Raw genomic sequence first — 26583 nt, forward strand, 5'->3', positions numbered from 1 at the left:
CGTATTTGGTGCAACATATGAAACGCGCACGCCGCGCATGGCAGACGATCGCTTTCACGGGGGATACTGCGTGTGACGAGTTCGACGCCGAAACGTCCGCCCCAACGTCCCTGGCGCCTGTCGCTCGACGATCCGCGCGTCGCCGGCATCTTCTGGCAGATCGTGGTGGTCGGCATTGCGGTCGCGATCGTTGCCTGGCTGGGGTGGAACGCCGCCCACAATCTCTCGGCCCGCCGCATCTCCACCGGCTTCGCGTTCCTCGGCCGCGAGGCCGGCATGCCGATCGCCGACAGCTGGATCGATTACAACCCGAAGAACACCTATCTGCGCGCCTTCATCGTCGGCATCGTCAACACGCTGCGCGTCGCCGTGATCGGCATCGTGCTCGCGACCGTGCTCGGCACGTTGATGGGCATTGCGCGGCTGTCGTCGAACTGGCTGCTGTCGCGGTTTGCCGCCGTCTATGTCGAAGTGCTGCGCGACCTGCCGCTGCTGCTGCAGCTGCTGTTCTGGTACGTGCTGATGCAGGGGCTGCCAGCAGCGCGCCAGGCCTGGAGGCCGATCGAGGGCGTGTTCCTGTCGAACCGCGGCCTGATCATCCCGTCGATCCCGTTCGGTGACGCGAATTGGTGGGTGCTGCTCGCGCTGATCATTGGTCTCGCCGTGTTCTATGTCGTGCGGCGGCGGTTGATCGCGCAGCAGATGCTGGACGGCAGGCCGCGGCCGGCGTGGCCCTATGCGCTGGGCCTCGTGATCGCACTGCCGGTGGTCGTCTCGATCATCGCAGGCGCGCGCTGGAGCATCGCGCTGCCGGAGCTGCGCGGCTTCAACTTCGTCGGCGGGTGGACGCTGGCACCGGAATATTTCGCGCTATTGATCGCGCTCGTCACCTACACCTCGGCCTTCATCGCCGAGATCGTGCGCAGCGGCATCCAGGCGGTGCCGAAGGGGCAATCGGAAGCTGCCAAGGCGCTGGGGTTGAAGCGCGGCTTCGTGCTCCGGCACATCGTGCTGCCGCAGGCGCTGCGCGTCATCATCCCACCGATGACCAGCCAGTATCTGAACCTGACCAAGAACTCCTCGCTCGCTGTCGCGGTCGGCTATCAGGACATCGTCTCGGTCGCCAACACGACGTTGAACCAGACCGGGCAGGCGATCGAGGCGATTGCGCTGATCATGCTGGTGTTCCTCACCATCAGCCTCGGCATCAGTTTCTTCATGAACTGGTACAATGCGCGGATCGCGCTGGTGGAGCGCTGACATGACCTCCATCGCCCACACGCCCGAAGATCCGCTGCCCCTGGGCCGGCCGCGCGCCAGGCGCACGCTCGGCGGCATGATCGTCGCCTGGCTGCGCGTCAATCTGTTCGCGACGGTCCCCTCGGGCATCATCACCCTGCTGATGCTGTTCGTGCTCGGCAAGGCCGCTATCGGCCTGTGGCAATGGGGTTTTGCCAACGCGGTGTGGTTCACGTCAGGCAATGACAGCGCCGCCTGCCGCGCCGTGCGCGGGATCGGCGCCTGCTGGGCGGTGATCCCGGAAAAGTACCGCTTCATCCTGTTCGGCACCTATCCATTCGCTGAGCAATGGCGGCCGGCGCTGGCGGTTCTGATCTTCATCGCGCTGTTCGTCGTCTCCAGCCGCCGCAGTTTCTGGCGCAAGGAGCTGGTGCTGCTCTGGGCCGTGTCGCTGTTCGTGATTGGCCTTCTGATGTGGGGCGGCCTGTTCGGCATGTCCTACGTCTCGCAGGACCGCTGGGGCGGACTGCCGGTGACGCTGATCCTGGCGACCTTCGGGCTCGCCTTTGGTTTCCCGCTCGGCATTCTCGTCGCGCTCGGCCGCCGCTCGAAATTGCCGGCGATCCGCTCGCTCTGCGTGCTCTATGTCGAACTGATCCGCGGCGTGCCGCTGATCAGCCTTCTGTTCATGGCGAGCGTGATGTTCCCGCTGTTCATGCCCGATGGCGTCAATATCGACAAGCTGTTGCGTGCGCAGATTGCCTTCATCCTCTATGCCGGCGCCTATCTCGCCGAAGTCGTGCGCGGCGGCCTGCAGGCGGTGCCGCGCGGGCAATATGAGGCCGCCGACGCGCTCGGCCTGTCCTACTGGAAGAAGAACGTGCTGATCGTGCTGCCGCAGGCGATCCGCCACGTCATCCCGCCCTTGGTCAATACCTTCATCGCCTTCTTCAAGGACACCAGCCTGGTCCTGATCATCGGCATCTTCGACCTGCTGACGACGGCAAAGACCGCGATCATCGATCCGGCCTGGCAGCAATTCAGTGTCGAGGTCTATGTCTTCGTCGGCGTGATCTACTTTGTGTTTTGCTTTGCGATGTCGCGCTACAGCCGCAGCCTCGAAGCGCAGGCGCCGCGGTGATTGCATTGTAGGATGGGTGGAGCGCAGCGATACCCATCACTTTCGTGCCGCGTCGTGAGGTGATGGGTATCGCTGCGCTCCACCCGTCCCTGCGGAATCTTTTTCATCAACAAAGCGTGTGACGCGGCTGCGCTTTCTTGACAGGCTTTGCGGTACAAGTTTCCCTGCAGCGGTTCATTTGAATCCTGGCTGGGACGGCACGTGGACAACGAACCAAATCTCAGACGGCGTGATCTGCTGGCGTTGATCGGCACGGTGGCCGGCTCGTCGGCGATGTATCACGCCATGACGAGCCTCGGTTTCGCGTCCGAGTCCGCCTACAGGGGGCCGGTCAAGCTCGAAGGGAATGCCAAGGGCGCCTCCGTGCTGATCCTCGGCGCGGGGCTCGCCGGCATGACCGCCGCGCTGGAACTGCGCAAGGCCGGCTACAAGGTCCAGATCCTCGAGTTCAACAGCCGCGCCGGCGGCCGCAACTGGACCATCCGCGGCGGCGATGTCGTCACCGAGCTCGGCGGCTTCAAGCAGAAGTGCGAGTTCGAGCAGGGGCTCTATATCAACCCCGGTCCGTGGCGAATTCCCTACCACCACCGCGCGCTGCTCGATTACTGCCGGCGGCTCAACGTGACGCTGGAGCCCTTCATCCAGCTCAACCACAATGCCTATCTGCATGCGGCACGCGCCTTCGACGGCAAGCCGCAGCGCATCCGCAGCGTCAAGGCCGATTTTCAGGGCGGTGTGTCTGAGCTGCTCGCCAGGGTCACGCAGCAGGGCAAGCTCGACGAGACCGTGTCGAAGGAGGATCAGGAGATCCTGCTGCAGTCGCTGCGCGCCTGGGGCGCGCTCGATCGCGACCACAAATACAATGCCAATCTGATCTCGGCCGAGTTCCGCGGTTATGCGCGCGATCCCGGCGGCGGGCTCACTGCCGATCCGCTGCCGAGCGAGCCGGTCGGCCTTTCCGAGATCTTGCGCTCGCGTCTGTGGCGCTATCTGCAAGCCTTTGCACGTTACAATTTCCAGACCACGATGTTCCAGCCGGTCGGCGGCATGGACGCGATCGGCAAGGCTTTCGCGCGTGAAGTTGGCGAGGTCATTCGCTATAACGCCAGGGTGACGCAGATCCAGCAGAACGGCTCTGGCGTCACCGTCAGCTATGTCGACGCGGCGAAACCATCGATCGTGCAGCAGGCCACCGCCGACTGGTGCATCTGCACCATCCCGCTGTCGATCCTGAGCCAGTTGCCGCTCGACGTCTCCGGTCCGATGAAGAACGCGATCGAGGCGGTGCCCTATGCCGGCTCGGTGAAGATCGGCCTGCAGTTCAAGCGGCGGTTCTGGGAGGAGGACGAGGCGATCTATGGCGGCATCAGCTTTACCGATCTGCCGATCCGCCAGATCGCCTATCCGAATTACGGCTTCAACCGCTCCGGCCGCGGCATCCTGCTCGGCGCCTATCTGTTCGAGGGTGCCAATTCCTATGAGTTCACCGCGATGTCGCCGGCCGAGCGGGTGGCGAGCGCGGTCGAGTTCGGCGCCATGATCCATCCGCAATACAAGCACGAGTTCGAGAACGGCGTCGCGGTTGCCTGGCACCGCGTGCCGTTCACGCTCGGCTGCAGCGGCGAGTGGAGCGATGCGGCGCGCACCCAGCATTACCGCAATCTCTGCCAGATCGACGGCCGCATCGTGCTGGCGGGCGAGCACGCCTCCGACCTGCCGGCCTGGCAGGAGGGCGCGATCCTTTCTGCGCTGGACGCGATCGGGCGGCTGCATGAACGCGTGGTGAAGACATGATGACGACGGCGAAGACATCTGGTGTCGTCATGCTGGCCCTGCTGTCGACGACGGTGGCGCTCGCCGAGGACAACCCGGCGAGCAAACGCACCTTCAGCTCGGGCTATCGCTTCGTCGAGATGACCGGGGAAGAGCTGTTCGCCAATGTCTGCCAGGGCTGCCACATGCCGGATGCGCTGGGCGCGAGCGGCGCCGGCACCTATCCGTCGCTCGCGGCCAACAAGAATCTGGAATCGCCGGGCTATCCGATCGGACTGATCGTCAACGGCCGCCGCGGCATGCCGCCCTTCGGCGACATGATGACCGATGGTCAGGTCGCCGCCGTTGTGAATTATGTGCGGACGCATTTCGGCAACAATTTTACGGATGCCGTAACTGCCAGGGACGTGCAGGACGTCCGCCGCTAACACTTTTGTTTGAGCATGATCTTTTCGGAAAACCGCTTCACACTTTTCCGGATCATGCTGTGCCATCAGGGGAGGGGACGATGAAATCAGGACCGTTCGTGCTGGGTGTTGCGCTGTCGATGCTCGCAAGCGCGGCCAGCGCCGAGGTGATCCGGCATCCGATCCCGAACTCGACCTTCCCGATCGCGCAGGCCGTCACCGTAACGGCCGGCACCACCACGGTCTATGTCAGCGGCCAGGTGCCGCCTGTCGTCAACAAGGATGCCGATCCGCAAGGGGTGGCCGCCTTTGGCGACGTCAAGACCCAGACCGTCGGCGTGCTCAACCGCATCAAGGCCATCCTGGAGGGCCAGGGCCTCGGCATGGGTGACGTCGTCAAGATGCAGGTGTTTTTGGTGCATACGCCGGCGGCGCCGATGGACTTCAAGGCCTTCATGGAAGGCTACACGCAGTTCTTCGGCGGCAGCCAGCCGAATTTGCCGACGCGTTCCGTGCTTGGCGTCGCCTCGCTCGCCAATCCCGGCTTCCTGGTCGAGATCGAGGTGATCGCGGCCAAGGACGCCAAATAGCAGCGGCCAAATCGTCAGGGCTCCCGCGCGCAAAATCGGGGGCCCGGCGTCTTGCCAAAGCACGCGCCGCCTGTCTGAATTCGTCTCCCTTGGCCGCGATTTCGGAGAGAGCAAGATGCTGACGAGAACGAAAACGAAATTCCGTCCGCTGCTGCTCTCGGCTGCGCTCGGTTCCGCGTTGTTCGCGACCGCAGCCTCGGCTGAAGGACTGACCGAGCAGCAGCAATTCGCCCGCGACATCTACAAGGAGCTGGTCGAGATCAACACGGTCACCGCGACCGGCGACACCCAGAAGGCGGCCGAGGCGATGGCTGCACGGCTCCGTGCCGCGGGCTTCCCCGACAGCGACGTGCACGTGTTCTCGCCGGCGCCACGCAAGGGCAATCTGGTGGCGCGGCTGCGCGGCTCCGGCGCGCGCAAGCCGATCCTGCTGGTCGCGCATATCGACGTCGTGCCGGCCAATCGCGAGGACTGGTCGGTCGACCCGTTCAAGCTCACCGAGCAGGACGGCTATTTCTACGGCCGCGGCAGCGGCGACGACAAATACATGGCGGCCGCGCACATCACCAATCTGATCCGCTACAAGAAGGAAGGCTACAAGCCCGACCGCGACATCATCGTGGCGCTGGAGACTGACGAGGAGATCCTCGACAGCAACGCGCTCGGCATCCAGTGGCTGATCAAGAACCACCGCGACCTCATCGACGCCGAGTTCGCGCTCAACGAAGGTGGTGGCGTCGGCCTCAAGGACGGCAAGGCGATCCGCAACACCGTGCAGACCAGCGAGAAGGTCTCGATCGGCTATTTGCTCTCGGTAAAGAACAGGGGCGGGCACTCTTCGCTGCCGCGCAAGGACAATGCGATCTACCGTCTCGCCGAAGGCCTGGTGCGGCTGTCCAACTATCATTTCCCGGTCAATCTCAACGAGACGACGCGGGTCTATTTCACCCGCATGGCCGAGATCGAGAGCAAGCCAAACGCGGACGACATCCGCGCGATCCTGGCGGCGCAGCCGGATCCGGCGGCCGCCGCGCGGCTGTCGGAAAACACCGGCTACAATGCGCAGCTCCGCACCACCTGCGTCGCGACCATGCTGGAGGGCGGCCATGCCATCAACGCGCTGCCGCAGCTTGCGACCGCCAAGGTCAACTGCCGGATCTTGCCCGGTGAGCCCGTCGACGGCGTCCGGGCGACGCTGGAGCGTGTGCTCGCCGACAAGGAGATCGAGATCGCGCCGACCGGCAAGGCGGTGTTGAGCGATCCGTCGCCGCTCAACGAGGAGATCATCGGCTCGATCGAAAAGCTCTCGAAGGAATTCTGGCCGACTGCCACGATCATCCCGGTCATGAGCACGGGCGCCACCGATGGCAGCTATCTGCGGAACGCCGGGATTCCGACCTATGGCCATTCCGGGCTCGCCGGCGATGTCGACGACAACCGCGCCCATGGCAAGGACGAGCGCGTGCTGGTGAAATCGTTCTACGAAGGCGAGGAGTATCTCTATCGCCTGGTCAAGATGCTGGCGGGCGGCAAGTGATGGCAGACAAGGCAAGGACGAAGATCGCGGTCGCGGGGCTCGGCGCGATCGGTACGGATGTCGTGAAAGCGCTCGATCAGGGCATTGAGGGCCTGACGCTGGTGGCGGTCTCGGCGCAGAACGCCGACAAGCATCGCGGCTGGGTCTCCGCGCTGAAGTCCGCGCCAAAGCTTGTTACGATCGAGGAGCTCGCTGAGATCGCCGACATCGTGGTCGAATGCGCGCCGGCCAAGGTCGTTCGCTCCATCGTCGCCCCCGTGGTCGAGCGCGGCAAGACGGCGGTGGTGCTGAGCGTCGGCGCGCTGCTGCAGAACGAGGACCTCGTCGATATCGCCCGGCGCAATGGCGGCCAGATCATCGTGCCGACCGGGGCGCTGATCGGGCTCGACGCCGTCACGGCCGCGGCTGTCGGCACCATCCATTCGGCAAAACTGGTCACGCGAAAACCGGTCGCGGGCCTCGTCGGCGCGCCGCATCTGATCGAGAACAACATTGAGATCGAGGGCATCACCGAGCCGTTGCGCATTTTCGAAGGCAGCGCGCGCGATGCCGCAAAAGGCTTTCCGGCCAATCTCAACGTCGCGGTCGCGCTGTCGCTCGCCGGCATCGGCCCTGACCGGACGCGGGTCGAGATCTGGGCCGATCCGACCGTGACGCGCAATACCCACCGCATCGAGGTCGATTCCGACTCCGCACGCTTCTCGATGACAATCGAGAACATCCCCTCGGAAAATCCCAAGACCGGCCGCATCACCGCCTTGTCGGTGATCGCGTCCTTGCGCAAGCTGCGGGCGTCGCTGCGGATCGGGACGTGAGGTCATGAAAATCCGGTCTGACGATCTTCTTCTCATCATCGACGTGCAGAACGATTTCTGCCCGGGTGGCGCGCTGGCGGTGGCGGATGGCGATGCGGTGGTGCCTGTCATCAACCGGCTCGCTACGCAATTCGATCACGTGGTGCTGACGCAGGACTGGCACCCCGTTGGCCATGGTTCCTTCGCGAGCTCGCATCCGGGCGCCGCGCCGTTCTCCTCCGTCACCATGCCCTATGGGCCGCAGACGCTGTGGCCGGATCACTGCATCCAGGGGACCTCGGGCGCGGCGTTCCATCCGCAGCTGGTCACCGACAAGGCTGAGCTGGTGATCCGCAAGGGCTTTCGCGGCGCGATCGATTCGTATTCGGCCTTCTTCGAGAATGATCGCGCCACGCCGACCGGGCTCGCCGGCTATTTGCGCGAGCGCGGGCTGAAGCGCGTCGTGATGGCCGGGCTTGCGACCGACTATTGCGTCAATTACTCCGCGCTGGATGCGCGGCGGCTCGGCTTCGAGACCGCGGTGGTGATGGCCGGCTGCCGCGCCATCGATCTCCAGGGATCGCTGGCTGTGGCGACGGAAGGCATGCGCGCCGCCGGCGTGACGTTGCTTGACGATATCGCTTGAGGCATCGGCAAAAACCGTTGTTTTGACTGGGCTTTTGCTTTAATCCGCAAGCGTTGACGGTCGTTTGCTGGCGGAGATTTCGTGGCGGGACAGGTATTGCGGATTGGCACGCGCAAGAGCGCGATGGCGCTGGCGCAGACCGAGGAGGTCGCGCGGCTCTTGCGCGCGGTCGCGCCAAAACTTGCCGTCGACGTCGTCAAGTTCGAAACCCGCGGCGACCAGGACCAGACCAGCAAGCTGCTGCGCCATGGCGGCAAGGGTGGCGCCTTCGTCGCCGAGATTCGCGACGCGATGCGCGCAGGTAGCCTGCAGGCCGCGATGCATTCGCTGAAGGATGTGCCGGGCAACGAGGAGACGCCGGGCCTGGTGCTCGCCGCAATGCTGGCGCGCGATGCCGCCAATGACGCGTTGGTGCTGCGGCCCGGCCTGTCGCTCGAAACCTTTCGCAGCCATCGCGGCAAGGGTTTTATGATCGGCACCAACGCGGTGCGCCGCGCGGCCTATCTGCGCCGGCTGTTTCCGGAAGCGACCGTGATCCACTACCGCGGCGCCGCCGACACGCGGATTGCAAAACTCGATCGCGGCGACAAGCAGCGGCTGCCCGGCGGCGGTGAGGTCGGACCTGCGGACGCGCTGGTGATGGCGCGCTCCGGTCTCGAGCGCATCGGCATGACCGCGCGCATCGTGCATGATTTCTCCGTCGACGAGATGCTGCCCGCCGTCGGCCAGGGTATCGTTGCGGTGGAATGCGTCGAGACCGATTGGGCGACGCGCGGCCGGCTTGCCGCGATCGACAATGCAGCAGCGCGGCTCAGCGCCGAGGCCGAGCGCGAGGTGCTGTGGGTGCTCAACGGCCACTGCAACTCGCCGATCGCCGGCCACGCGACGCGCGCCGGCAACGAGATCACGCTGCGCGCCTCGGTGCTGGATGAAGCCGGTGACCGCTTCATCGAGGTGACGCGGAAGGGCCCGGCGGATCGCCCGCGCGAGCTCGGCCGCGCGGTGGGCATGGAGCTGCTCGACAAGGGCGCGGCGGAGATCATCGCGCGGACGCGGCCGGAGGAGTAGGTCACTGTCGTCCCGGCGAAGGCCTATCCACGTCGTCCTGGCGAAAGCCAGGACCCATTACCACGAATGGTCGTTGTGGCGCGACGCTGGGGCCGCGATCTTTTCCAATAATTGGATTCGGTGGTTATGGGTCCCCTGGCTTTCGCCAGGACGACGGGGGAGAGTTACGCCCGCAATGGCCAGCTGCCGATGATGCGGAATCGCGCTGTGCTGCTATCCTGCTTGAACAGCGCAATCCGATCGATCGCAAGCCGGCCAATCCCCGTCTCGGCAAACCGCTCCCGCAACCACGTCACGATCGGGCTGCGGCGCTCGTCGTTCAGCCGCCCTGTCAGCGTCATGTGGAAGCGGAATTCTTCCATCACATACGGATAGCCCCAGCTGTCGAGATAGTCGCATTGTCGCGCCGAAAGTCTTGCGGGATTGCGGCGGGCGCGATCTTCCGGCGTCAGCGCAGCGCGGAAGGAATCGAAATCGCGCGTGCAGTCAGCGGCGAGTTGCTGCAGGTCGTCGGACGGTTTCGCCGGGATCACCGCGATGAAGCCGCTGATGGCGTCGACGACCGGATCGATGACGGGTATTCGCCGCGGGTGGCCGGCGAAGGATTCGCAGGTTGCAATCAACTCGGCTTCTGTCTTGCTATCAGCCAATGCCATCGGCGCCTTCAGCGTGGCATGAAAGCCGTATTTGCGGGGATCGGCGGTCACCGCGTGCCAGTCGGGCGTGACGCCGGCGGGGAAGGCAACATCGTCGCCTGACACCGCGTCGTAGCCGAGCATCGTCGAACCGAATCGGTGCAGCGCGCTGTCCGATGATGGCGCGTAGTAGATTGCGTAGCGTGGGTACCCTGCCATGGCGCCAGAATAGAAAAGTCTCAGGCCGCCGCAACCGTCTTGCGCGCGGGCGATGCCTGCACGAGACGCGTGGCGTCGGTGAGATGCACCAGCCGGCCCGCTGCGATCACGGCGACGATGCGCGGCCGCAGCGGCAGCTTGTCGTCGACGACCACGATGTCGGCGCGCTGGCCGCTCAAGAGCGTGCCGCGATCGGCGAGCCCGGCCGCCCGCGCCGGTGCGGACGAGATCAGGTCCCAGGCTTTTGCCAGCGGCAGCGTGCCGTCGGCATCGAGCCGGAACGCGGCGAGCAGTGGCGCCGGATAATAATAGTCGGAGGCCAGCACCGAGCAGAGACCCTTTCTGACCATGTCGGAGGCCTTGGTCCAGCCGGTGTGGCTGCCGCCGCGCACGACGTTGGGGGCGCCGAACACGATGAAGTCGCCGCCCGCGGCCGCCTCGCGCGCGGTCTCCTTGTTGACCGGGAATTCGGCGATGCCGACGCCCTGCGTCCGAAAAGACTTGCGCATCGCCGGGCTGTTGTCGTCATGCGACAGCATCCGCACACCGGCCTCGCGCGCAGCCGTCGCAAGGCGGGCGATCGACTCCGGCACGTCATGGGCGCGCGCGACCACGTGCTCGACCAGCCGGTCGAACGCATCGTCTGTCAGCCCGGTGCGCTCGACCATGCGGCTGCGCTTCTGCGGCTTTGCCAGATTGGCGACCGTGGAATCCATGTGGTCGTTGAAGGCGAACAGGTCGATGCGGCCTTCGGCGAGCCACTGGGTGATCTCGGCCTCGGCGTCGAGATTGTAGGTCTCGTGGCGCAGATGGAAGCGGGTGTCGGCGGCAAGCTGCGGCCGCATCGCCTCGATCGCGTCGAGCAGCGCACGGGCATTCTCGGCGCTGCGCAGGCCCGGCTCCCACGACCAGGTGGTGGCGTGGAACACGGTGGTGATGCCGTTGGCGATCGCCTGGCGGTCGCTGTCGACAAGCGCGACGTCGATCGGGAGGTCGACGCCGGGCCGCGGCATCATCTGCCGCTCGAAGGCATCGCCATGGATGTCGACAATGCCGGGCATCACGAGCAACCCCGTGGCGTCGATGTGCAGCGCGGCCCGCTCGTGATCGTCGCCGATGAGACCGATGTCGCGGCCGGCGGTGCGCAGCGAGGTCTCGACCAGCGCGCCGTCGATCAGCGCACGTCCGCCTTCAATGACGATCTCGGTCATAGCGCTGCACTCCGCTTGTTGCCGTGAGACGTGGCTGCGTCGCCCGCGGCTTCGTATTTGTCAAGGAAGTCCTCGACGGAAAGCCTCCGGAAGTCGGGCAAGGCACGGCGCAAGATTTCGTGATCCCAATCCCACCAGGCGAGGTTGGTGAGACGCGCGGCGATGTCTTCCGGAAAGCGCCGCTTGATCACCCGCGCCGGATTGCCGCCGACGATGGTGTAGGCCGGCACGTCCTTGGTCACGACGGCGCCGGCGGCGACCACCGCGCCGGTGCCGATATTGCGGCCGGGCAGGATGATCGCGCCATGGCCGATCCAGACGTCGTGGCCGATCTGCACATGATGCGCGCGCCGCCAGTCGAAGAAATCGGCGTCGTCAGGCTCGCCGTCGAAATAGGCACTGGCACGGTAGGTGAAATGCGCCTGCGTCGCGCGGTGCATCGGGTGATTGCCCGGATTGATCCGCGTCATCGCCGCGATCGAGCAGAACTTGCCGATCGTCGTATAGGTGATCTGGCTGTCGTTCACGACGTAGGAATAGTCGTCCATGCTGACTTCGAGCAGGATGGTTCGCGCGCCGACCTCGGTATAGGTGCCGAGCTTGCTCTCGCGCACGGAGGCGGTCGGGTCGATGGTCGGGACCACGCTGAGTTTCTTGCCGGCCATCTGTGCCTCCGGATGCGACTTTTGACGAAGTCGGCCCGTCATCAGGGCGATTGATGACAGCAGCATGACGATGCGATGACGGCCAACAGCGTGTGGATGATCGTCGCACCGCAGCGCATCCGTCACACAACTGTTAAGCATGGGGAATAGCGGTGACCCAACGTGGACGCCGTGGAGCATGGCATGCTGGTGGTGGAAGGTCTGACGTGCCGCTTCGGCACCAAAGCCGCAGTCGACAATGCGTCATTCTCCGTTGCGCCGGGCAGCTTCGTCGGCGTCATCGGCCGCTCCGGCGCCGGCAAGTCGACCCTGCTGCGGATGATCAACCGTCTCGCCGATCCGACCGACGGCCGCATCCTGTTCGAGGGCACCGACGTCACCGCGCTGCGCGGCAAGGAGCTTCGGCAGTGGCGGGCGCGCTCGGCGATGATCTTCCAGCAGTTCAATCTGGTCGGCCGGCTCGACGTGCTGACCAATGTGCTGATGGGCCGGCTCGCCAACATTCCCGCCTGGCGCTCGCTGGCGCAGATCTGGCCGGATGAGGACAAGGCGCTGGCGATGTCCGCGCTCGAGCAGTTCGACATCGCCCAGCTCGCGGCGCAGCGTGCCGACCAGCTCTCCGGCGGCCAGCAGCAGCGCGTCGCGATCGCGCGTGCGCTGGTGCAGGAGCCCGATGTGATCCTCGCCGACGAGCCGATCGCCTCGCTCGATCCGCGCAACACCAAGATCGTGATGGATGCGCTGCTGCGCATCAACAAGCATTTCGGCATCACCGTGCTCTGCAACCTGCATTCGCTGGATCTGGCGCGAACTTACTGCGACCGCCTGATCGGCATGGCGGCGGGCCGCGTGGTGTTCGACGGCGCGCCGGCTGCGTTGACGGACCACATCGCGCGCGAGCTTTACGATCTCGAGGCCAATGACGTCATCGGCGCGGCACCGTTGCCGGTGCCCGAGGCGGCATCCGTTCCCGCACTCGGCACGGCCGCGGCGGCGTAGGTCACGCGTATTTCCGACAGGGGCGGCCGGGCGTGTTCGACCGGCCACAAAGGCGTACTCACAGAGAGGGCTAATCATGATCACTCGTCGCATCATCCTGGCCGGCGCTGCTGCGCTGGCATTCACCGGCTCCGCTGCAGCGGAAGACTGGAAGGCAAAATATCCGGAGCTCACTTTCGCTGTCGTGCCGGCCGAGAACGCTTCCGGCGTCACCGAGCGCTGGGCGCCCTTCATCAGCTATCTGTCCAAGGAACTCGGCGTGAAGGTCACGCTGCGGATCGCCAATGACTACGCCGCCGTGATTGAAGGCCAGCGTGCCGGCAACATCCAGATCGCGAGCTACGGCTCGGCCTCGTTCGCCCGCGCCCGCCTGACCGGCGTGAAGACCGACGCCTTCGCCAACGACATCAACGCCGACGGCTCGACCGGCTACTACTCGGTGTTCTTCGTCAAGGCCAACAGCCCGGCCAAGAGCATCGACGATCTGAAGGGCAAGAATCTCGGCCTGGTCGATCCGAACTCGACCTCCGGCAACAACGTGCCGCGCTTCGAGCTCGACAAGATCGGCATTCCCGATGCCGACGCCTATTTCGGCAAGGTCGTGTTCACCGGCAGCCACGAGAACGCCATGCTGGCGCTGGCGCAGGGCACCGTCGACGTCGCCGCCAACCAGTGGACCAACGACGACGATTCCACGCTGGCGCAGATGCTGACCAAGGGCATGCTGAAGAATGCCGATGGCTCGGCGATGAAGAAGGACGACTTCCGGATCATCCACAAGTCGGCGCCGATCATCAACGGCCCCTACGCCTATAACTCGGAGCTGCCCGAGGACCTGAAGGCCGCGATCGCAAAGGCCTTCTTTGACGCACCGGCCAAGGACAAGGTCGCATTCGAGCGTCTCTCGGACGGGCAGAAGAAGGGCTTCAATTCGGCCACCACCAAGGATTGGGATGGCACTATCGCGCTGATCAAGTTCGTCGACAATCTGCGCAAGAAGAAAGCGAGCTGATCGCACGACGGAAGTCCATTGGGCCGGGTTGATCACCCGGCCCTTTTGTCGTCCAGGCTTCAACGCGACAGGCTCTGATCGATGGCATCAGGCGTATCCATTCTTCCCGCGCCACAGCTGGCGGTGCTGAACGAGGCCTACCGCAAGGCGGTTGCGCGCAAGCGGCTGAAGGTGACGATCGCCGCCGCTGTGTTCTGCGCGGCGCTCCTGATCGCAGTGTTCGGCGCCGAGGTGAATCTGCGCACGCTGTTCACCTATTTCGGCAACTTCGTCAGCTATTTCGACCGCATCCTCACCCTCGACAGCGGCGCGCGGGTCTGGACCGATCCGCTCGAATGGTTTTGGGGCTGGAAGAAATGGCTCCGGATGCTCGGCGAGACGCTCCTGATCAGCTATGTCGGCACGCTGGCGGGCGCGACCGCGGCGTTTGCGCTGAATTTCTTTGCCGCGCAGAACACCTCGCCCGGGCCGTTTCTGTGCTTTGCGATCCGCCGCCTGCTCGAATTCGCCCGCACTGTGCCCGGCATCGTCTTCGCCCTGATCTTCGTCATCGCTTTCGGTCTTGGCCCGATGGCCGGTGTGCTGGCGATCGCGATCCACACCGCCGGCGCGCTCGGCAAACTGTTCGCCGAGATCGTCGAGAATGCCGACATGAAGCCGGTCGAGGGCATCCGCTCCACCGGCGCGAGCTGGCTGTCCTGCATGCGGTTTGCGATCCTGCCGCAGGTCTCGGCGGGCTACATCAGCTACGCGCTGCTGCGCTTCGAGATCAACGTCCGCGAGGCCTCGGTGATGGGCTTTGTGGGCGCCGGCGGCATCGGGCAGGAGCTCGTGGTCGCGATCCGCAAGTTCTACTACTCCGATGTCAGCGCGATCCTGGTGACGATCATCATCACCGTCTTCATCATCGACATCACCACCGGCTGGCTGCGCGGCCGCTTGTTCGGCAAGGAGGCGCGCGGATGAGCCAGATGACGCGACCGGACACATCGGAACTCCGCGAAAAATACCCCGATCTGTTCGACCGGCCCGCCGCGGCGCGGCTGGCAACGCCGGTGATGATCTTGGCTGCCTTGGCGATCTTCGTGTTCGGCCTGGTCGATCTCGACTTCTCGCCGGGCAAGCTCATTTCGGGCATCAGCCAGCTCGGCTGGATCACCATGATGATGATCCCGCCCGATCTCGGCGCCTCACTGCCGCTTTACCTGAAGGCGCTCGGCGAGACCTTGTCGATCGCGCTGCTCGGCACCACGCTCGCCGCGATCCTGGCGCTGCCGGTCAGCCTGCTGGCGGCGCGCAACATCATCCCGACCAATCTCATCCGCTTCCCGATCCGCCGCTTCCTGGATTCGATCCGCGGCGTCGATGTGCTGATCTGGGCACTGGTCTGGATCAACGTCGTCGGCCTCGGCCCGTTCGCCGGCGTGCTCGCGATCATGGTGTCGGATTTCGGCGCGTTCGGAAAGCTGTTCTCGGAAGCGATCGAGGCCGCCGACAGGAAGCAGGTCGAAGGCATCCGCGCTTCCGGCGGCAGCGCCCTGCATGAGATTCGGTTCGGCCTGATGCCGCAGGTGCTGCCGGTCATCGCCGGCCAGGTGCTCTATTTCATCGAATCGAACACGCGCTCGGCCAGCATCATCGGCATCGTCGGCGCCGGCGGCATCGGCCTGCAACTGGCGGAGCAGATCCGCGTGCTGGAATGGCAGAAGGTGTCCTTCCTGGTGCTGATGATCCTGGTCGCGGTCGCCGCGATCGATTTCATCTCGACCAAGCTGCGCTTTGCGATCATCGGGAAGCGAGCGGTGGCGTAGTTCGTTTTCGAGCCGCTTGCTCCGAATCCCTTCTCCCCTTGTGGGAGAAGGTGGCGCGCAGCGCCGGATGAGGGGTATGTATCTGCGAACTCAGAAGCTGATGTGTTCGCGGAGACATACCCCTCACCCGGATCGCATCTGGCGATGCGATCCGACCTCTCCCACAAGGGGAGAGGTGCACCGTCAGCGTGGCGACATGTTCAGCTGTTCTCCACCAGGAACTCCACCCGCTCCGCCGCAAACCGCGAGCGCTTCGTCACCAGCGGCCTGTCCGCCGGATCAACGTCCGTCGAATCCACCACCAGCACCGGCCGCCCCAGCGCGAGATCGAGCCGCGCGGCGTCGGTGGCGTCCGCAATCGCCGCGGTGATCCGCGTGGAGGAACGCCGGAAATCCCCGACGCCGTAATGTGCCAGCATCTTGGTCATCGAGCGGACATTCGCAAACACGCGACCCGCATTGGGAAAGCGCTCGGCTGACAACCACGTCGTCGACACGCAGATCGGCGTGCGGTCGGCGAGCCGCACCGATTCGATCCGGATCAGCGGCGCGCCGGTTTTCAGTCCCAGCTCGCGCGCGATCTCGCGGGTCGCCACGTCATCGGAGGCATCGATCAGCTGGCCGCGCGGCTCGTGGCCGCCGGCGCCGACGATCTCGGAAAAGCGCGTGCGCGAGCGCAAGGGATAGGCGAGGCGTTGCGCCTCGACATAGGTGCCGCTGCCGCGCTCGGCCCGCACCAGCCCGCGTTCTGCGAGCGCTGCCAGCGCCCGCCGCACGGTGTGGCGATTGACGCGGTAGGTGTCGGCGATCTCCATCTCGCCCGGCAGCTTCTCGCCCGCGGCAAAACGGCCGTCGGCGATGCCGCGCTCGATGCCGTCGGCGACCTGGCGCCACAAGGCGACGCCGGAACTTTTCTGCATGCTCATCATGCGGTGATACCAGAAATCATCCCGATGTCACGAAACAGTCATGGCATTCCCCTATCAAGTTGTCTATTATCATAGACAACTTGAACCAGGCAAGGTTGCCCATGAGTTCCACGGTGCGAGACAGCAAGCAGGCGCAGCGCAAGGCGGCGATGACGGTGCTGGCGCATTCCGACGCCGCCGATATCGGCCGCCGTCTGGAAGCGATCGCGGTTCCCGCGCATGAAAACCTGCGGCAGCCCGAAAACGGCCTCGTGATGGTGCGCGGCCGGATCGGCGGCGACGGTGCGCCGTTCAATCTGGGCGAGGCCACGGTGTCGCGCGCGGCGGTGCGGTTGGCGAGCGGCGAGGTCGGCTTCGGCTACACGCTCGGCCGCGATGCCGGGAAGGCGCAGCTGATTGCGCTGTGCGACGCGCTGGTGCAGTCGGCGGATTTTTCCGCCGAGGTGGAGGCGAAGGTGATCGCGCCGCTGCGCGCGGACCTGATCGCCGAACGCAATCGCAGGGCCGCGGAGACTGCGGCGACGCGGGTCGATTTCTACACCATGGTGCGCGGTGAGGGGTGATGCGATGACGACGGTTGCCGAACTGCCCGCAGGATTTGCCGACAAGGTGCTGTCGGCGCAATCGACCTTCCGTTCGGTCATGGACGCGCTGGCGCGCCCTGGCAGCGTGCAGCTCATCACCGCGAAGGTCGGGACACCTGCCGGCATGATGCGCGGGGCGGCTGCGATCGCGCTGACGCTGTTCGATCACGACACGCCGATCTGGCTCGACGGCGCGATGTCGGCCACCTCTGATGTCGCCAAATGGCTCAAATTCCACACCAGCGCGCCGGTCGTTGCAGATTCCTCGATTGCGCATTTCGCGCTGATCGGCGATGCGCAGAATCTCCCGCCGTTCGACCACTTCGCGTTCGGCAGCAATGAATACCCGGATCGGTCGACGACGCTGATCCTGCAGGTCGACAGCCTGACCCAGGGGCCGGCATTCGAGCTGAAGGGCCCCGGCATCGACGGGTCAGCATTATTGCAGGCCATGATTCAGCCGCGCGACTTGTTCGAGCGGCTGGCGGTTAATAGAACCCTGTTCCCGCGCGGCATCGATGTCGTGCTGGTTCATGGCGACCAGATCGTTGCAATCCCCCGCACTACGCGGCTTGTCGCAAGCGGAGCGTAAGAGATGTATGTAGCCGTCAAGGGAGGCGAACGCGCCATCGAGAACGCCCACCGCCTGCTCGCGCATGAGCGGCGCGGCGACCGCGATGTGGCCGACATTTCGCTGGCGCAGATCGCCGAGCAGCTCTCGCTCGGCGTTGACCGCGTCATGACCGAGGGTTCGCTCTATGACCGCGAGCTTGCGGCGCTCGCGATCAAGCAGGCGCGCGGCGATTTGATCGAGGCGATCTTCCTGGTCCGCGCCTTCCGCGCCACCTTGCCGCGCTTCGGTGCGACCGAGCCGGTCAATACCGGCGAGATGCAGATCCGACGCCGCATCTCCTCGACCTTCAAGGACATTCCGGGCGGGCAAATTCTGGGCCCGACCTTCGACTACACCCACCGCCTGCTCGACCCGCAACTCGCCGACGGCTTTGTGCCGGAGCAGCCGGCAATGTCGGAGGCGCCACAAGCCGCGACGCCGCGCGTCACCGATATCCTCGGCCGCGACGGGCTGATCGAGCCGTCGCCGCCAGCCGATAGCGACGCGCCGGTCGGCGACCTCACGCGTGAACCCCTGAGCTTTCCGGCGGATCGCGATCTGCGGCTGCAGAATCTCGCCCGCGCCGACGAAGGCTTCCTGCTCGCGCTCGGCTATTCCTCGCAGCGCGGCTATGGCCGCAACCATCCTTTCGCTGGCGAAATCCGCTTCGGCGAGGTCGAGGTCGAATTCTTTGCCGAGGATGTCGGCTTTGCCGTGCCGCTCGGTTCGATCGAACTGACCGAGTGCCAGATGGTCAACCAGTTCAAGGGCTCGGCGACGGAAGCGCCGTGCTTCACCCGCGGCTATGGCCTCGCTTTCGGGCAGAGCGAGCGCAAGACTATGTCGATGGCGCTGGTCGACCGCACGCTGCGCGCACGCGAACTCGGCGAAGAGGTCAAGTCGCCGGCGCAGGACGAGGAATTCGTGATGTCGCATTCCGACAATGTGCAGGCGACCGGCTTCGTCGAGCATCTCAAGCTGCCGCACTATGTCGACTTCCAGTCCGAGCTCGGCCTGCTGCGCAAGCTGCGTCAGGAATTTTCCGATGCCAATGCGGCGCCGGAGATGCAGGAGGCCGCGGAATGAACGCGCCGACGTACAATTTCGCCTATCTCGACGAACAAACAAAACGGATGATCCGCCGCGCGATCCTGAAGGCGATCGCGATTCCCGGCTATCAGGTGCCGTTCGCCAGCCGCGAGATGCCGATGCCCTATGGCTGGGGCACCGGTGGCGTGCAGGTGACGGCCGCGATCCTCGGTCCCGACGACGTGCTGAAGGTGATCGACCAGGGCTCCGACGACACGACGAACGCGATCTCGATCCGAAAGTTCTTCGAAAAGACCGCTGATGTCGCCACCACGACCGCGACGCCGGACGCGACCGTGATCCAGACCCGCCACCGCATTCCCGAGGCGCCGCTGCATGCGGGGCAGGTGCTGGTCTATCAGGTGCCGATCCCGGAACCGCTGCGCTTCCTCGAGCCGCGCGAGACCGAGACGCGGCGCATGCACGCGCTCGCCGAATATGGCCTGATGCATGTCAAGCTCTATGAGGACATCGCACGCTTCGGCCACATCGCGACCTCCTACGCCTATCCGGTGAAGGTGAACGCGCGCTACGTAATGGACCCGTCGCCGACGCCGAAGTTCGACAACCCGAAGATGGACGATTGCCCGGCGCTGCAGCTGTTCGGCGCCGGCCGCGAAAAGCGGATCTATGCGATCCCGCCGCACACCAATGTGGTGTCGCTCGATTTTGAGGATCATCCGTTCAGCCGCTATCGGTTTGACGCGCCTTGCGCGCTGTGCGGCGCCGACGATTCCTACCTCGACGAGATCGTGACCGACGACAAGGGCGCGCGGATGTTCGTCTGCTCCGACACAGATTACTGCGAGGGTCGCCAGGCTGCCGGCCATCACGGCACCGAGAGCGGGGCGCCGCACAAGGAGAAGGCGCATGTCTGAGCTCACGAGCGCCCTCGACAACGACCAGCCGCTGCTGGTCGCTGACAGCCTGTCGAAGAATTACGGCCGGCTCTCCGCCTGCCGCGATGTCTCGTTCGCGCTCTATCCCGGCGAGGTGCTGGCTGTTGTCGGCGAATCCGGCTCGGGCAAGTCGACGCTGCTGCAGCTGCTGTCGGCGCAACTGGAGCCGAGCGCAGGCCGGGTGTCTTACCGGATGCGCGACGGCGTGCTGCGCGATCTCGCTTCGCTCGGTGAAGCCGAGCGGCGCTTTTTGTTTCGCACCGATTGGGGTTTTGTGCACCAGGATCCCGCGCAGGGCCTGCGCATGGCGGTCTCGGCCGGCGCCAATGTCGGCGAGCGGCTGATGGCGGTTGGATGGAATCACTATGGCCGGATCCGCGATACCGCGTCGAACTGGCTCGAGCGCGTCGAGATCGATGTCGGCCGCATCGACGATGCCCCGAAGACCTATTCGGGCGGCATGCGGCAGCGGCTGCAAATCGCACGCAATCTCGTCACCGAGCCGCGGCTGGTGTTCATGGATGAGCCAACCGGCGGCCTCGATGTCTCCGTGCAGGCGCGGCTGCTCGATCTGATGCGCTCTCTCGTCAGCGAGCTGGGGCTCGCCGCCATCGTCGTCACCCATGATCTCGCCGTCGCACGCCTGCTGTCGCATCGCGTGATGGTGATGAAGGGCGGTTCGGTGATCGAGACTGGCCTGACCGATCAGGTGCTCGATGATCCCCGCGAGCCCTATACGCAACTGCTGGTTTCCTCGATCCTGCCGCCATGAGCCGACCAATGACTGCGATGATCGATATCTCGAACGCCGAAAAGACCTTCACCATGCATCTGCAGGGCGGTGTCGAACTGCCCGTGGTGCGCGGCGTCTCCTTTCAGGTCGAGCCCGGCGAATGCGTGGTGCTGTCGGGGCCGTCGGGCGCCGGCAAATCCTCGATCCTGAAGATGATCTTCGGCAACTACCGTTGCGACGGCGGCCGGATCGGCATCCGCCACCAGGGCCAGGTGGTCGATCTCGCCACTGCCGAGCCGCGGCAGGTGCTGAGCATCCGCCGCGCCACCATCGGCTATGTCAGCCAGTTCCTGCGCGCGGTGCCGCGCGTGCCAACTATCGACGTCGTGGCCGAGCCGCTGATCGCTACCGGCATGGCGCGCGAGGAGGCCCGCGCGCGCGCCGGCCAGCTGCTGCGTCGGCTCAATATTCCGCAGCGGCTCTGGCAACTGCCGCCCTCGACCTTCTCCGGCGGCGAGCAGCAGCGCGTAAACATCGCGCATGGCTTCATCTCCGATCTGCCGATCCTGCTGCTGGACGAGCCGACCGCCTCGCTCGATGCCGCCAACCGCGCCGTGGTGGTCGAGCTGGTGGCCGAAAAAAAGAAGGCCGGCGTCGCGATGGTCGCGATTGTCCATGACGACGAAATCCGCCATCTGATCGCCGACCGTATCGTCGACGTCACCGCGTTTGCTGCCGCTGCCTGAAGGACCGACTGAAATGACTGCCAAGCAAGACACCATCATCGGCAATGCCCGGATCGTGCTGGCCGACCGCGTGATCGAGCACGGTTGGGTGGCGATCGCAGATGGCAAGGTCGCCGAATTCGGCGAGGGCAAAGCGCCGGGTGCTGCCGAGGACGCCGGCGGCGATCTGATCATGCCGGGCCTGATCGAGCTGCACACCGATCACCTCGAAGCGCATTACGTGCCGCGGCCAAAGGTGTTCTGGGATCCGGTCGCGGCCGTGATCTCCTATGACGGCCAACTCGCGACCTCGGGCATCACCACGGTGTTCGATTCGCTCCGGGTCTGGCGCGAGGACGGCGCCGAGGAGGTCGACGGTCGCGCCGGCGTGCTCGCCAAGGCGATCTCGGTGGCGCGTGACGAGAATCTGCTGCGCGCCGATCACTTCCTGCATCTGCGCTGCGAGGTGCCGATGCCGAGCGTGGTGGAGGAGGCCAGGGAGCTGATCGACCGGCCCGACGTGCGGCTGATGTCGCTGATGGACCACACGCCGGGCCAGCGCCAGTTCCGCGACGAGGTCAAGCTGCGCGACTATTATCGCGGCAAGGGCGGCGGCATGACCGATGCCGAGCTCGACGTGCTGTTCGCGCGCCGCTTCGACTACCAGCAGAAATACGCCGCCACCAACATCCGCGAGATCGTCGCCCTTGCGCAGGCCTACAACATCCCGCTGGCAAGCCACGACGACACCACGGAAGAGAACGTGACCGATGCCATCAAGGACAAGGTTGCGGTCGCCGAATTCCCGACCACGATGGAGGCGGCGCGCGGCCTGCACGCGGCCGGCATCGATATCCTGATGGGCGCGCCGAACGTTGTGCGCGGCGGCTCGCATTCCGGCAACATCGCCGCCGTCGATCTGGCACATGAGGGGCTGCTCGACATCCTGTCGTCGGACTACATCCCGTCAAGCCTGTTGATGGCGGCGCTGCAGTTGCCAAAGCTCGTGCCGGCGATCGATCTCGCCTCCGCCGTGCGCACGGTGACCAAGACGCCGGCCGAGGCCACCGGGCTCGATGATCGCGGCGAGATCGCGGTCGGCCGGCGCGCCGATCTGATCCGCGTGCATGTCGCGCGCGATCTGCCCGTGGTGCGCAGCGTGTGGCGCGAGGGAGGGCGGGTCGCATGAGCGAAGCCCCCGTCATCACCGAACAACGGGTTGGTGCAATCGGCCCGGGCCGCTTGATCCTGGTCGTCGGCCCGAGCGGCGCGGGCAAGGATACGCTGTTGGGACTGGCGAAAGCCGCCTGTGCGGATGACGGCAACGTCGTGTTTGCGCGCCGTCTGATCACCCGCGAATCCTCGGCCTCCGAGGACAATGAGGAGGTCAGCGCGGAAGCGTTCCAGCGCGGCATCGCCGATGGCGACTACGCGATGCATTGGGAAGCCCACGGCCATCGCTACGCGCTGTCGCGGGCGATCGACGATGACATTCGCGCCGGCCGCACCGTGATCGCCAATGTCTCGCGCACCGTGATCGCCGCGACACGTCGCAGCTACGCCAACGTCGTGGTGGTCTCGATTACCGCGCCGCCGGACGTGCTCGCGGCCCGACTGGCGATGCGGGCGCGGGTGAGCGACGGCGGCATCGCACAACGGCTGGCGCGCACAGTCGATGAGTCGACGGCGACGCCGGATTTCACCATCGTCAATTCCGGTGTTGCCGATTACCACGCGCGGCAGCTGGTGCGGATCATCAAGGGCGAACGCTGGGACTGCTGAAAATGAAGAGGAACGCATGTCGGTGATTGAAACGATCGAGCAACTGGAGGCGATCTACGGTACGACGGGCGAAGCCTCGACGGTGAAGGTCGCCGACCGCGTCACGTCCTCCTATCGCGTGCTAATCGAAAAATCGCCGTTCGCGGCGCTGGCCACCTGCGGGCCCGAAGGGCTCGATTGCTCGCCACGCGGCGATCTGCCCGGTTTCGTGCGGATCCACGACGACAAGACGCTGATGATGCCCGATCGCCGCGGCAACAACCGCTGCGATTCACTGCGCAACATCGTGCGCGATCCGCGCGTCGCGCTGATGTTCCTGATCCCCGGTTCCGGCACCACGCTGCGCATCAACGGCCGCGCGCACGTCTCCGCCGATGCCGAGCTGTGCGCCTCGTTCAAGATGGAGGGAAAGGCGCCGCGCACCGTCATCGTGATTGATGTTGAGGAGATCTACTTCCAGTGCGCGCGAGCGATCGTGCGCTCCGACCTCTGGAATCCCGACAAGCGGATCGATCCCAAGACGTTGCCGACGCCCGGCCAGATCCTGGCCGAGATGAGCGACGACACGGTCGGCGGCGAAAAATACGACCGGGAATGGCCGGCGCGTGCGGCCGCCACGATGTGGTGAGACCGCACGAGATCAGGCCGCGAGATCCTGCAGCAGCTTCTCCGAGCCGCGCACCAGCATCTTGCGGCCGGCAGGCGTGAGCGCCAGGGAATCGCCGCGCGGAGCGACCAGGCCGAGCGTGATCAGGCTTTCGACCGCAAAGCGGCGCATGCGCGACGGGTTTGCCTCAGGCGCGCGCAGCGCCTTCAGCGCCTCCCACTGATCGGGCCGGAGTTCGAGTTCGATGTCGTTGTTCATCGCGGTGCCTGCACTTCCAAACTTGATGGCGTGCCTGATACCGAGCGCAGATGAAAATCGTGCGACCACAACGCGTCCGGATTTCGATTTATGTGGACGCGGCGTCACATCATCGTGTCATTGGAATATCTCAACTTTTTCGAATCATGCGACGCGTTGCCGCGCTTTTCTGCACGATGCGCGCCACAAGCGTTAACCGCGCCGCACGCTCGATCCGCCGTCGACCGGCAGCGTGACGCCGGTGATGAAGTCGGCTTCGTCGGACGCGAGGAACAGCGCGGCGTTGGCGACGTCCCAGCCGGTGCCCATCTTCTTGCGCAGCGGCACCTTGCTGTCGCGCTCGGCCTCGACCTCGGCGCGGCTTTTCTTGAACTCGCGCGCACGGGTGTCGACCGCCATCGGCGTATTCATCAACCCGGGCAGGATCACATTGGCGCGAATGCCATATTGCGCGTTCTGGTAGGCGAGTTGCTCCGTGAAGGCGATCATCGCCGATTTCGTCGCCTTGTAGGCGACGTAGGGATAGGTCGTGATTGCCGCCATCGACGAGATGTTGATGATGGAACCGCGCTGCTGCCGCCGCATGATCGGGATCACATGTTTTGCCGCAAGGATGCAGCTCTTCAGGTTGATCGCGACGCAGCGGTCGAACGCTTCCTCGGATATCTCCAGCAGCTCGGCATCGCCGCCGGACAGGCTGACGCCGACATTGTTGTGCAGGATGTCGACGCTGCCCCAGCGGGTATGCGCGTCCGCCACCATCGCCTTGATCTCGGCGTTCTTCGTGACGTCGGCCCTGAACGCAACCGCAGTGCCGCCCTTGGCCGCGATCAGGTCGACGGTTTCCTGTGCCGAATCGAGGTGATGATCGACGCACAGCACTTTCGCGCCTTCGCGCGCGAAGGTCAGCGCGGTGGCGCGGCCGTTGCCGATGCCCTCGCCGGGGCTCTGGCCGGCGCCGACGACGATGGCGACGCGATCTTTCAGCCTCATGTCAGGTCACTCCCGGGATCGGGTACTGCTGCAGTACCTCTTTGTAGGTGGGATCATTGTCGATCTTCATGGTCGCGAGCACGCGGACCACGGCGCAGTAAAACGCGATGGTCAGCACCAGATCCGTCATGTGCTCGTCGGAGAGATGCGTCTTGATCTCGGCGAAGGTTGCATCCGACATCGCGAGCTCCCGCACCATCTCGCGGGCGCCTTTCAGAATCGCCTTCGCCAGCGGCTCCAGCTTCGACGGTTTGCCCTCGGTCTCCGCAAACAAGCCCTGGATGTCCTCGTCGGTGACGCCGAATTCCTTGCCGATCTTCACATGGTGGGTGAATTCGTATTCCGATTTCTCCAGCCAGCCGACCTGCAAGATCGCGAGTTCGCGTAAGCGCGGATCGAGCTTGCTCTTGAAACGGATGAAATTGCCGACGCCGTTGAAGGCACGCGCCATGTCCGGCGAGTTGACCAGCAGCTTGTGCAGATTGGTGTTGCGCTTGAGCATGTCGCGATACTCGGGCGCGACCTCTTCGGCTTCGAGATAGGGCAGGCGGGCCATTGTTGGGTCCTTCTGTCTGCTTATGTGGGGAGACGGATCAGCCGTAGAGCGCTTTGTGCTCGCTTTGGTAGTTGGCGTAGGAATCCTTCATGCTGGCGCCGTTGAGCAGCATCGTCGCAATCACCTGGCCCTCGGCGTCGAACACTGACGTGCGCACCCACATGCTCTCGGTGCGCTTGCTGCCGGAGAGCGCGACGACCTCGCGCTCGGCGTAATAGGTTTCGCCCGGGAACAGCGGCCCGCGCAGCAGACGGATCTCCTGATCGGCGAACAGCCCGATGGCGGGGCCGCGGACCGGCAGGCGATCTTCGCGCGCGCGGTACTGGAACAGCACGCTCAGCATCTCCATCGGAATGACGGCGCGGCCCCAGGGATTGTGCTCCTGCGCATAATAGGCGTCCGAAGGCTCGGTGATCACCCTCAGCTTCTCGGCCAGCGAGAACGGATAGAGGTCACCCATGTGCTGGTCGAAATCCATCTTGATGGCCTGGCGTGGTGTCTTCATGCCGACCTTGATGTCGGCGAGGATCACGGGATCAGCCAGCGGCTTCAACTCGCCGAGCCGATGGGCGAGCGCCGTCTCGCGGCCTTCGCCGCCGACCGAGGCTGTGCCGCGCAACACCTCGGTGCCGTCGCGCTTGATCATGCCAATGGCGCACACGGTCTGGCCCGGCTTCGGTGCCTCGATCTGGGCCTGCACCTCTTCGCCTTCGTAAGCCACGTTGCGGTAGTGCGCGGAGATGCAGCCGGTCTCGAACCACGCGCGGCCCCAGATCCGCTCGCAGAGCGGTGCGAACTGGCTGAAATGGGTCGGACCCTCGATCGTGCCGCCGCGGAAGCCGAGTTTTTGCGCGGTTGCGTCATCGTGGATGGAGGCGTGGGAATCGTAGGTCTGCGCCTGCAGCATCTGCTTCGGGCTGCGCCATGGACCGACCAGCAGATCGCCATCAGGCACGATTTCGGTCGTGAATGCGGTTTCAACTTTCAGCATCCTTGGTCTCCCTTTACCGGCACCGTTTCAAAGATGGCAGGCTCGCGCAAGACCTCGCGGAGGCAGGATGCAGATAT

The 26583-nt window shown here is 65.0% G+C and carries 30 protein-coding genes; 22 read left to right on the forward strand and 8 right to left on the reverse strand.

Annotation, left to right across the window (positions count from 1 at the left end; translation table 11 throughout):
- The first annotated feature begins 72 nt into the window (after positions 1-72).
- The 9 genes from JQ604_RS04015 (at position 73) to hemC (ending at position 9195) form a co-directional block, all read left to right on the forward strand.
- Positions 73-1260 (forward strand): amino acid ABC transporter permease, encoded by a 1188-nt coding sequence (locus tag JQ604_RS04015; protein WP_212353313.1) that lies wholly within the window; start codon positions 73-75, stop codon positions 1258-1260.
- Position 1261: 1 nt separating this feature from the next.
- Positions 1262-2380: an amino acid ABC transporter permease gene (locus tag JQ604_RS04020; protein WP_212353316.1), complete on the forward strand. Its 1119-nt coding sequence runs from the start codon at positions 1262-1264 to the stop codon at positions 2378-2380.
- A gap of 273 nt (positions 2381-2653) precedes the next feature.
- The gene (locus tag JQ604_RS04025) at positions 2654-4174 is read left to right on the forward strand and encodes a flavin monoamine oxidase family protein (protein WP_249158026.1); all 1521 of its coding nucleotides are present in this window, start codon (positions 2654-2656) and stop codon (positions 4172-4174) included.
- On the forward strand, positions 4174-4581 hold the full coding sequence (locus tag JQ604_RS04030; RefSeq protein ID WP_249157986.1) for a c-type cytochrome: 408 nt from the start codon (positions 4174-4176) through the stop codon (positions 4579-4581). The genes JQ604_RS04025 and JQ604_RS04030 overlap by 1 nt, the downstream gene beginning before the upstream one ends.
- Before the next feature lie 80 nt (positions 4582-4661).
- Positions 4662-5150, forward strand: a complete 489-nt coding sequence (locus JQ604_RS04035; RefSeq protein WP_212353325.1) for a Rid family hydrolase — start codon at positions 4662-4664, stop codon at positions 5148-5150.
- A gap of 115 nt (positions 5151-5265) precedes the next feature.
- On the forward strand, positions 5266-6687 hold the full coding sequence (locus JQ604_RS04040) for a M20/M25/M40 family metallo-hydrolase (RefSeq protein WP_212353328.1): 1422 nt from the start codon (positions 5266-5268) through the stop codon (positions 6685-6687).
- Positions 6687-7502: an aspartate dehydrogenase gene (locus JQ604_RS04045; protein WP_212353330.1), complete on the forward strand. Its 816-nt coding sequence runs from the start codon at positions 6687-6689 to the stop codon at positions 7500-7502. Before JQ604_RS04040 ends, JQ604_RS04045 begins: the two co-directional genes overlap by 1 nt.
- A 4-nt stretch (positions 7503-7506) precedes the next feature.
- Positions 7507-8127 (forward strand): bifunctional nicotinamidase/pyrazinamidase, encoded by a 621-nt coding sequence (gene pncA, locus JQ604_RS04050; RefSeq protein ID WP_212353333.1) that lies wholly within the window; start codon positions 7507-7509, stop codon positions 8125-8127.
- An 81-nt stretch (positions 8128-8208) separates the two neighbouring features.
- Positions 8209-9195 (forward strand): hydroxymethylbilane synthase, encoded by a 987-nt coding sequence (hemC, locus tag JQ604_RS04055; protein WP_349631047.1) that lies wholly within the window; start codon positions 8209-8211, stop codon positions 9193-9195.
- 164 nt (positions 9196-9359) lie between these two features.
- Here hemC and JQ604_RS04060 read toward each other — a convergent pair whose 3' ends face one another.
- From JQ604_RS04060 to JQ604_RS04070, 3 genes are read right to left on the reverse strand one after another with little or no spacing between them, the layout of a single operon-like run.
- The gene (locus JQ604_RS04060) at positions 9360-10049 is read right to left on the reverse strand and encodes a DUF1045 domain-containing protein (protein WP_212353335.1); all 690 of its coding nucleotides are present in this window, start codon (positions 10047-10049) and stop codon (positions 9360-9362) included.
- 20 nt (positions 10050-10069) lie between these two features.
- Positions 10070-11260, reverse strand: coding sequence for an alpha-D-ribose 1-methylphosphonate 5-triphosphate diphosphatase (locus JQ604_RS04065; protein ID WP_212353337.1), 1191 nt, complete (start codon positions 11258-11260; stop codon positions 10070-10072).
- Entirely contained in the window at positions 11257-11925 is a 669-nt protein-coding gene (locus JQ604_RS04070; protein ID WP_212353339.1) for a chloramphenicol acetyltransferase, read from the reverse strand. The genes JQ604_RS04065 and JQ604_RS04070 overlap by 4 nt, the downstream gene beginning before the upstream one ends.
- A 183-nt stretch (positions 11926-12108) precedes the next feature.
- On the opposite strand from JQ604_RS04070, the gene phnC reads away from it, so the two are divergent.
- The 4 genes from phnC (at position 12109) to phnE (JQ604_RS04090) (ending at position 15747) form a co-directional block, all read left to right on the forward strand.
- Positions 12109-12924, forward strand: a complete 816-nt coding sequence (gene phnC, locus JQ604_RS04075; RefSeq protein ID WP_212353892.1) for a phosphonate ABC transporter ATP-binding protein — start codon at positions 12109-12111, stop codon at positions 12922-12924.
- A gap of 76 nt (positions 12925-13000) precedes the next feature.
- On the forward strand, positions 13001-13936 hold the full coding sequence (phnD, locus tag JQ604_RS04080; protein ID WP_212353340.1) for a phosphonate ABC transporter substrate-binding protein: 936 nt from the start codon (positions 13001-13003) through the stop codon (positions 13934-13936).
- 81 nt (positions 13937-14017) lie between these two features.
- A complete protein-coding gene (phnE, locus tag JQ604_RS04085) occupies positions 14018-14902 on the forward strand; it encodes a phosphonate ABC transporter, permease protein PhnE (RefSeq protein ID WP_212353354.1) in 885 nt (294 codons plus the stop codon).
- Positions 14899-15747 (forward strand): phosphonate ABC transporter, permease protein PhnE, encoded by an 849-nt coding sequence (gene phnE / locus JQ604_RS04090; protein ID WP_212353357.1) that lies wholly within the window; start codon positions 14899-14901, stop codon positions 15745-15747. Before phnE (JQ604_RS04085) ends, phnE (JQ604_RS04090) begins: the two co-directional genes overlap by 4 nt.
- A 200-nt stretch (positions 15748-15947) precedes the next feature.
- On the opposite strand, the gene phnF is transcribed toward phnE (JQ604_RS04090), so the two are convergent.
- Positions 15948-16673, reverse strand: coding sequence for a phosphonate metabolism transcriptional regulator PhnF (gene phnF, locus JQ604_RS04095; RefSeq protein ID WP_212353360.1), 726 nt, complete (start codon positions 16671-16673; stop codon positions 15948-15950).
- 104 nt (positions 16674-16777) lie between these two features.
- Between phnF and phnG the strand changes: the two genes are divergently transcribed.
- Genes phnG through JQ604_RS04140 form a run of 9 tightly spaced genes read left to right on the forward strand, consistent with a single transcriptional unit; the run spans position 16778 to position 23729 of the window.
- Entirely contained in the window at positions 16778-17239 is a 462-nt protein-coding gene (gene phnG, locus JQ604_RS04100) for a phosphonate C-P lyase system protein PhnG (RefSeq protein WP_212353363.1), read from the forward strand.
- 4 nt (positions 17240-17243) lie between these two features.
- Complete coding sequence (gene phnH / locus JQ604_RS04105) at positions 17244-17852, forward strand: phosphonate C-P lyase system protein PhnH (protein ID WP_212353366.1); 609 nt, start codon at positions 17244-17246, stop codon at positions 17850-17852.
- Positions 17853-17855: 3 nt separating this feature from the next.
- Positions 17856-18959 carry a carbon-phosphorus lyase complex subunit PhnI gene (locus tag JQ604_RS04110; RefSeq protein WP_212353369.1) on the forward strand — a complete coding sequence of 368 codons (1104 nt, stop codon included), beginning with the start codon at positions 17856-17858 and terminating at the stop codon, positions 18957-18959.
- Positions 18956-19840, forward strand: a complete 885-nt coding sequence (locus tag JQ604_RS04115; protein ID WP_212353373.1) for an alpha-D-ribose 1-methylphosphonate 5-phosphate C-P-lyase PhnJ — start codon at positions 18956-18958, stop codon at positions 19838-19840. Before JQ604_RS04110 ends, JQ604_RS04115 begins: the two co-directional genes overlap by 4 nt.
- Entirely contained in the window at positions 19833-20633 is an 801-nt protein-coding gene (gene phnK, locus JQ604_RS04120) for a phosphonate C-P lyase system protein PhnK (protein ID WP_212353376.1), read from the forward strand. Before JQ604_RS04115 ends, phnK begins: the two co-directional genes overlap by 8 nt.
- A gap of 8 nt (positions 20634-20641) precedes the next feature.
- On the forward strand, positions 20642-21340 hold the full coding sequence (gene phnL / locus JQ604_RS04125) for a phosphonate C-P lyase system protein PhnL (RefSeq protein ID WP_212353379.1): 699 nt from the start codon (positions 20642-20644) through the stop codon (positions 21338-21340).
- A gap of 13 nt (positions 21341-21353) precedes the next feature.
- Entirely contained in the window at positions 21354-22508 is a 1155-nt protein-coding gene (locus tag JQ604_RS04130) for an alpha-D-ribose 1-methylphosphonate 5-triphosphate diphosphatase (RefSeq protein ID WP_212353381.1), read from the forward strand.
- On the forward strand, positions 22505-23101 hold the full coding sequence (gene phnN / locus JQ604_RS04135; RefSeq protein ID WP_212353382.1) for a phosphonate metabolism protein/1,5-bisphosphokinase (PRPP-forming) PhnN: 597 nt from the start codon (positions 22505-22507) through the stop codon (positions 23099-23101). Before JQ604_RS04130 ends, phnN begins: the two co-directional genes overlap by 4 nt.
- Positions 23102-23117: 16 nt before the next feature.
- Positions 23118-23729, forward strand: coding sequence for a pyridoxamine 5'-phosphate oxidase family protein (locus JQ604_RS04140; protein ID WP_212353385.1), 612 nt, complete (start codon positions 23118-23120; stop codon positions 23727-23729).
- Between the two features lie 12 nt (positions 23730-23741).
- Here JQ604_RS04140 and JQ604_RS04145 read toward each other — a convergent pair whose 3' ends face one another.
- From JQ604_RS04145 to JQ604_RS04160, 4 genes are all read right to left on the reverse strand, one after another.
- Positions 23742-23966 carry a hypothetical protein gene (locus JQ604_RS04145; RefSeq protein WP_212353387.1) on the reverse strand — a complete coding sequence of 75 codons (225 nt, stop codon included), beginning with the start codon at positions 23964-23966 and terminating at the stop codon, positions 23742-23744.
- Positions 23967-24158: 192 nt separating this feature from the next.
- Positions 24159-24959 (reverse strand): SDR family NAD(P)-dependent oxidoreductase, encoded by an 801-nt coding sequence (locus tag JQ604_RS04150; protein WP_212353389.1) that lies wholly within the window; start codon positions 24957-24959, stop codon positions 24159-24161.
- Position 24960: 1 nt separating this feature from the next.
- A complete protein-coding gene (locus tag JQ604_RS04155; RefSeq protein WP_212353391.1) occupies positions 24961-25515 on the reverse strand; it encodes a carboxymuconolactone decarboxylase family protein in 555 nt (184 codons plus the stop codon).
- Between the two features lie 37 nt (positions 25516-25552).
- The gene (locus tag JQ604_RS04160; RefSeq protein ID WP_212353393.1) at positions 25553-26506 is read right to left on the reverse strand and encodes a hypothetical protein; all 954 of its coding nucleotides are present in this window, start codon (positions 26504-26506) and stop codon (positions 25553-25555) included.
- Between the last annotated feature and the right edge of the window lie 77 nt (positions 26507-26583).

Source organism: Bradyrhizobium jicamae (assembly GCF_018130695.1).
In the GTDB taxonomy this organism is placed as follows: domain Bacteria; phylum Pseudomonadota; class Alphaproteobacteria; order Rhizobiales; family Xanthobacteraceae; genus Bradyrhizobium; species Bradyrhizobium jicamae_B.

What these genes read in the sequence shown, in the direction of transcription:
- JQ604_RS04020 (WP_212353316.1), top strand. Translation starts at nt 1,262, where the DNA reads ATGACCTCCATCGCCCACACGCCCGAAGATCCGCTGCCCCTGGGCCGG.
- JQ604_RS04025 (WP_249158026.1), top strand. Translation starts at nt 2,654, where the DNA reads ATGTATCACGCCATGACGAGCCTCGGTTTCGCGTCCGAGTCCGCCTAC.
- JQ604_RS04030 (WP_249157986.1), top strand. Translation starts at nt 4,174, where the DNA reads ATGACGACGGCGAAGACATCTGGTGTCGTCATGCTGGCCCTGCTGTCG.
- JQ604_RS04035 (WP_212353325.1), top strand. Translation starts at nt 4,662, where the DNA reads ATGAAATCAGGACCGTTCGTGCTGGGTGTTGCGCTGTCGATGCTCGCA.
- JQ604_RS04040 (WP_212353328.1), top strand. Translation starts at nt 5,266, where the DNA reads ATGCTGACGAGAACGAAAACGAAATTCCGTCCGCTGCTGCTCTCGGCT.
- JQ604_RS04045 (WP_212353330.1), top strand. Translation starts at nt 6,687, where the DNA reads ATGGCAGACAAGGCAAGGACGAAGATCGCGGTCGCGGGGCTCGGCGCG.
- pncA (WP_212353333.1), top strand. Translation starts at nt 7,507, where the DNA reads ATGAAAATCCGGTCTGACGATCTTCTTCTCATCATCGACGTGCAGAAC.
- JQ604_RS04060 (WP_212353335.1), bottom strand. Translation starts at nt 10,049, where the DNA reads ATGGCAGGGTACCCACGCTACGCAATCTACTACGCGCCATCATCGGAC.
- JQ604_RS04065 (WP_212353337.1), bottom strand. Translation starts at nt 11,260, where the DNA reads ATGACCGAGATCGTCATTGAAGGCGGACGTGCGCTGATCGACGGCGCG.
- JQ604_RS04070 (WP_212353339.1), bottom strand. Translation starts at nt 11,925, where the DNA reads ATGGCCGGCAAGAAACTCAGCGTGGTCCCGACCATCGACCCGACCGCC.
- phnC (WP_212353892.1), top strand. Translation starts at nt 12,109, where the DNA reads ATGCTGGTGGTGGAAGGTCTGACGTGCCGCTTCGGCACCAAAGCCGCA.
- phnD (WP_212353340.1), top strand. Translation starts at nt 13,001, where the DNA reads ATGATCACTCGTCGCATCATCCTGGCCGGCGCTGCTGCGCTGGCATTC.
- phnE (WP_212353354.1), top strand. Translation starts at nt 14,018, where the DNA reads ATGGCATCAGGCGTATCCATTCTTCCCGCGCCACAGCTGGCGGTGCTG.
- phnE (WP_212353357.1), top strand. Translation starts at nt 14,899, where the DNA reads ATGAGCCAGATGACGCGACCGGACACATCGGAACTCCGCGAAAAATAC.
- phnF (WP_212353360.1), bottom strand. Translation starts at nt 16,673, where the DNA reads ATGAGCATGCAGAAAAGTTCCGGCGTCGCCTTGTGGCGCCAGGTCGCC.
- phnG (WP_212353363.1), top strand. Translation starts at nt 16,778, where the DNA reads ATGAGTTCCACGGTGCGAGACAGCAAGCAGGCGCAGCGCAAGGCGGCG.
- phnH (WP_212353366.1), top strand. Translation starts at nt 17,244, where the DNA reads ATGACGACGGTTGCCGAACTGCCCGCAGGATTTGCCGACAAGGTGCTG.
- JQ604_RS04110 (WP_212353369.1), top strand. Translation starts at nt 17,856, where the DNA reads ATGTATGTAGCCGTCAAGGGAGGCGAACGCGCCATCGAGAACGCCCAC.
- JQ604_RS04115 (WP_212353373.1), top strand. Translation starts at nt 18,956, where the DNA reads ATGAACGCGCCGACGTACAATTTCGCCTATCTCGACGAACAAACAAAA.
- phnK (WP_212353376.1), top strand. Translation starts at nt 19,833, where the DNA reads ATGTCTGAGCTCACGAGCGCCCTCGACAACGACCAGCCGCTGCTGGTC.
- phnL (WP_212353379.1), top strand. Translation starts at nt 20,642, where the DNA reads ATGACTGCGATGATCGATATCTCGAACGCCGAAAAGACCTTCACCATG.
- JQ604_RS04130 (WP_212353381.1), top strand. Translation starts at nt 21,354, where the DNA reads ATGACTGCCAAGCAAGACACCATCATCGGCAATGCCCGGATCGTGCTG.
- phnN (WP_212353382.1), top strand. Translation starts at nt 22,505, where the DNA reads ATGAGCGAAGCCCCCGTCATCACCGAACAACGGGTTGGTGCAATCGGC.
- JQ604_RS04140 (WP_212353385.1), top strand. Translation starts at nt 23,118, where the DNA reads ATGTCGGTGATTGAAACGATCGAGCAACTGGAGGCGATCTACGGTACG.
- JQ604_RS04145 (WP_212353387.1), bottom strand. Translation starts at nt 23,966, where the DNA reads ATGAACAACGACATCGAACTCGAACTCCGGCCCGATCAGTGGGAGGCG.
- JQ604_RS04150 (WP_212353389.1), bottom strand. Translation starts at nt 24,959, where the DNA reads ATGAGGCTGAAAGATCGCGTCGCCATCGTCGTCGGCGCCGGCCAGAGC.
- JQ604_RS04155 (WP_212353391.1), bottom strand. Translation starts at nt 25,515, where the DNA reads ATGGCCCGCCTGCCCTATCTCGAAGCCGAAGAGGTCGCGCCCGAGTAT.
- JQ604_RS04160 (WP_212353393.1), bottom strand. Translation starts at nt 26,506, where the DNA reads ATGCTGAAAGTTGAAACCGCATTCACGACCGAAATCGTGCCTGATGGC.